This window comes from Rhizobacter sp. P3_B12 (genome assembly GCF_056402895.1).
The window spans coordinates 1-2,861 of the sequence record NZ_JBFUGN010000805.1 but is presented as its reverse complement, the minus strand read 5'-3'; the positions used below and the strand labels follow the sequence as shown (position 1 = coordinate 2,861).

General features: G+C 67.4%; 5 protein-coding genes. All 5 read left to right on the top strand.

The window, feature by feature from the left end:
* The coding region (locus tag AC1D01_RS28295) for a protein kinase family protein (protein WP_477872336.1) at positions 1 to 796 on the top strand (796 nt) is incomplete at its 5' end.
* A 10-nt stretch (positions 797 to 806) separates the two neighbouring features.
* Positions 807 to 1,385, top strand: a complete 579-nt coding sequence (locus tag AC1D01_RS28290; RefSeq protein ID WP_477872334.1) for a hypothetical protein — start codon at positions 807 to 809, stop codon at positions 1,383 to 1,385.
* A gap of 70 nt (positions 1,386 to 1,455) precedes the next feature.
* A complete protein-coding gene (locus AC1D01_RS28285; RefSeq protein WP_477872332.1) occupies positions 1,456 to 1,935 on the top strand; it encodes a VOC family protein in 480 nt (159 codons plus the stop codon).
* Between the two features lie 94 nt (positions 1,936 to 2,029).
* The gene (locus AC1D01_RS28280) at positions 2,030 to 2,305 is read left to right on the top strand and encodes an antitoxin (RefSeq protein ID WP_477872330.1); all 276 of its coding nucleotides are present in this window, start codon (positions 2,030 to 2,032) and stop codon (positions 2,303 to 2,305) included.
* A 3-nt stretch (positions 2,306 to 2,308) separates the two neighbouring features.
* Positions 2,309 to 2,710, top strand: a complete 402-nt coding sequence (locus AC1D01_RS28275; RefSeq protein WP_477872328.1) for a type II toxin-antitoxin system VapC family toxin — start codon at positions 2,309 to 2,311, stop codon at positions 2,708 to 2,710.
* Positions 2,711 to 2,861 lie beyond the last annotated feature (151 nt).

Below are 2,861 nucleotides of genomic sequence, written 5' to 3'. Positions count from 1 at the left end.
GAAGAACCCCGACGGCACGGCGTTCGACGGTGTCTTCAAGCCGCTGAGCACCAACGAGAACGGCTGGGTCGCCGCGGCGACCGGCATCCCGCTGGACGATCCGCAGATCGCGATGCGCAACATCGCGACCGTCGGCGTCGCGAAGAAGCTCGGCTTCGACGTGGTCCCGAGCACCCGGATGGCGGTGATCGACACCGGGCGCGGCGCCGTCGATCCCGACCTCGGCCTGGTGATGGAACTGGCCCGTGGCAAGCCGGCCGCCGAGATCGGGGCGAGCACGCTGGCACGCGGGGTCGTGGCGGCCGAGGTCACCAAGCTGCAGCTGCTCGACCACATCACCGGGCAAGGCGATCGCCATGCCAACAACTACTTCATCGACTTCAAGCGCGAGCCCGAGCCGTACGGCACCGCCAAGGTCATGGGCATCGACAACGACCAGTGCTTCGGCAAGAACCTGACGGACCCGGCCGGCATCCAGTGGGTGGACAACGACAGCATGCGCCGCGGCTTCCGCGGCACCGCCCTGCCGCCGGTGGTCGACACCGAGATGGCCCGTTCGATCAACTCGCTCACGTCGCGCGACATCCGTGCGATGCTGGGCAACAAGCTGAGCGAGCCCGAGATCCAGGCGGCGATCGCGCGCCATGAGGGCGTCAAGGACCACATCGCGAAGCTGCGCACCGAAGGCAACATCRTCCACCCGGGTGATTGGGAGCAGCCCGGCGTGCAGGCCCAGCTGACCGCCGAGAACAGCTACATCGGACGCGAGCGCCACCATGCCAACCACAACTGGTGAGACCTTTCCCATGAATGCAACCGAGTCCGCCCAGGCGCTGTTCGAGGCCGATGGCCTGCCGTTTCCGCCGATGCCGGCCGCGCTGGCCGCGGCGCTGAAACCGCAGGCCAAGGGCTGGTTCGCCACGCGGGCGGTGGCCTCGTCGCCGTACGACATCGATCACTTCCTGGCCGAGGTCGAGAGCCGGCCCGGCCCCGACGACTACGCGCTGGTCGGCTTCGACGGCCACGGCAGCAACAGCTGGGCGGTGCACTGCTACCTGGTCACCGGCGCAGTCGCGCTCTTCATCCAGCTGCCCTGGGGTGGCGCCTACGTCGACCCCGAGCCGGCCCGCGCGGAGATCGCGGCCTTGTTCGATTGGGCCGAGGCCTTGCAGTCGCGGCTGCGGGCGGCCCAGGAGGCCGGCAGGATCCCGCACGGCCTGCGGCTGCAGGTCGCCGCGAGCCGCTTCGGCCGCGCCGGCTGGCGCTGGCTCGATGCCGGGCAGGAAGCGGCCGCGACGCCGTGGAATCCATCGGCCGGCATGAAGGCAGCGCTGTTGAAGGAGCTCGACGACGTGATCGCCGGCCGCAAGCTGCTGAACGCGTGACTGTCTGATTCCTGCAGGCGCGCCCAGAGGCCATACTGTCGGCCTCGTTCAATCCTGCAGGAGACGCGACATGGCCAGCAAGAACACCATCTGCCTCTGGTACGACGGCACGGCGCTCGACGCCGCCACCTTCTATGCAGCGACGTTCCCCGACAGCAAGCTCGGTGCGGTGCACCGCGCGCCGGGCGATTACCCTGACGGCAAGCAGGGCAATATCCTGACGGTCGAGTTCACCGTGGCCGGGGTGCCGTGCATCGGTCTGAACGGCGGCCCGATCTTCAAGCACAGCGAGGCGTTCTCGTTCCAGATCGCGACCGACGACCAGGCCGAGACCGATCGCCTGTGGAACGCGGTCGTCGGCAACGGCGGCCAGGAAAGCGAGTGCGGCTGGTGCAAGGACCGCTGGGGCCTGTCGTGGCAGATCACGCCGCGCGCCCTCATCGACGCCATCACCGACCCCGACAGCGCAGCGGCCGGGCGCGCCTTCGAGGCGATGATGAAGATGAAGAAGATCGACATCGCGGCGATCGAGAAGGCGCGGCGCGGTTGAGGCCAGCGGTGCATTCCGATGGAGTGCACCGCCTTGCACGACAGGGTGCGTCCCGTTAATATCTACATGTGTATATATTTTCGGAGGCACCCTCATGAGAAGCGATGCGGCGAAGACGGCCAGGATCTTCATGAACGGCGGCAGCCAGGCCGTTCGACTGCCGGCGGAGTTTCGCTTCGATGTGCCGGAGGTGTACGTCCGACGCGACCCCCGGACCGGTGATGTGGTCTTGTCCAGCCGACCTGCCAAGAGCTGGTCAGATTTCTTCGAGCTGCGTGACAAGGACCCGTCTGTCGTTCCGGATGACTTCCTTGCCGATCGATCCGCTGTACCACAGGAGCGCGATCCGTTCTCCGACTGGAAGGAGTGATGGATGCTCTATCTGCTGGACACGAACATCTGCAGCGCGGTGATCAAGAGGCACTCCGACGCTGACAGCAAATTGGCAGCCCTCGACCCGGCAGATGTCTGCATCTCCGCCGTCACGTATTCCGAACTGCGCTTCGGAGTTGCCCTGGCGGCCCCGGCCCGCCGTCTCGAGGCGCTGGTCGACGAATTCCTGGCGTGCGTGCGCTGCGAGCCGTGGGACCAGCTTGCGGCAGACCGCCACGGAACCCTGCGTGCCCACCTGCGCCTGACCGGTCGCCCGATCGGCCAGTTCGACGAAATGATCGCGGCGCATGCGCTGGCGCTGCAAGCTGTCGTGGTGACGAACAACGAGAAGCACTTCCGACAGGTGCCGGGGCTGAAGGTCGTCAACTGGATTCAGCGCTGACCCTCGCATGTCGCCAGGAGCCGCGCCCTCATGCTGATCCTGCTGGTCGAGGACGACCAGCCCCTCGCCGTGTCGATCGCCGGCGTGCTGGGCGCGCAAGGCTGGCGGGTCGACACCAGCCCGCGCGGCGAGCCGGTGCCGGCCTCGCTGC

Coding starts and splice junctions, on each gene's coding strand:
- AC1D01_RS28290 (WP_477872334.1), top strand. CDS start 807: ATGAATGCAACCGAGTCCGCCCAGGCGCTGTTCGAGGCCGATGGCCTG.
- AC1D01_RS28275 (WP_477872328.1), top strand. CDS start 2,309: ATGCTCTATCTGCTGGACACGAACATCTGCAGCGCGGTGATCAAGAGG.
- AC1D01_RS28280 (WP_477872330.1), top strand. CDS start 2,030: ATGAGAAGCGATGCGGCGAAGACGGCCAGGATCTTCATGAACGGCGGC.
- AC1D01_RS28285 (WP_477872332.1), top strand. CDS start 1,456: ATGGCCAGCAAGAACACCATCTGCCTCTGGTACGACGGCACGGCGCTC.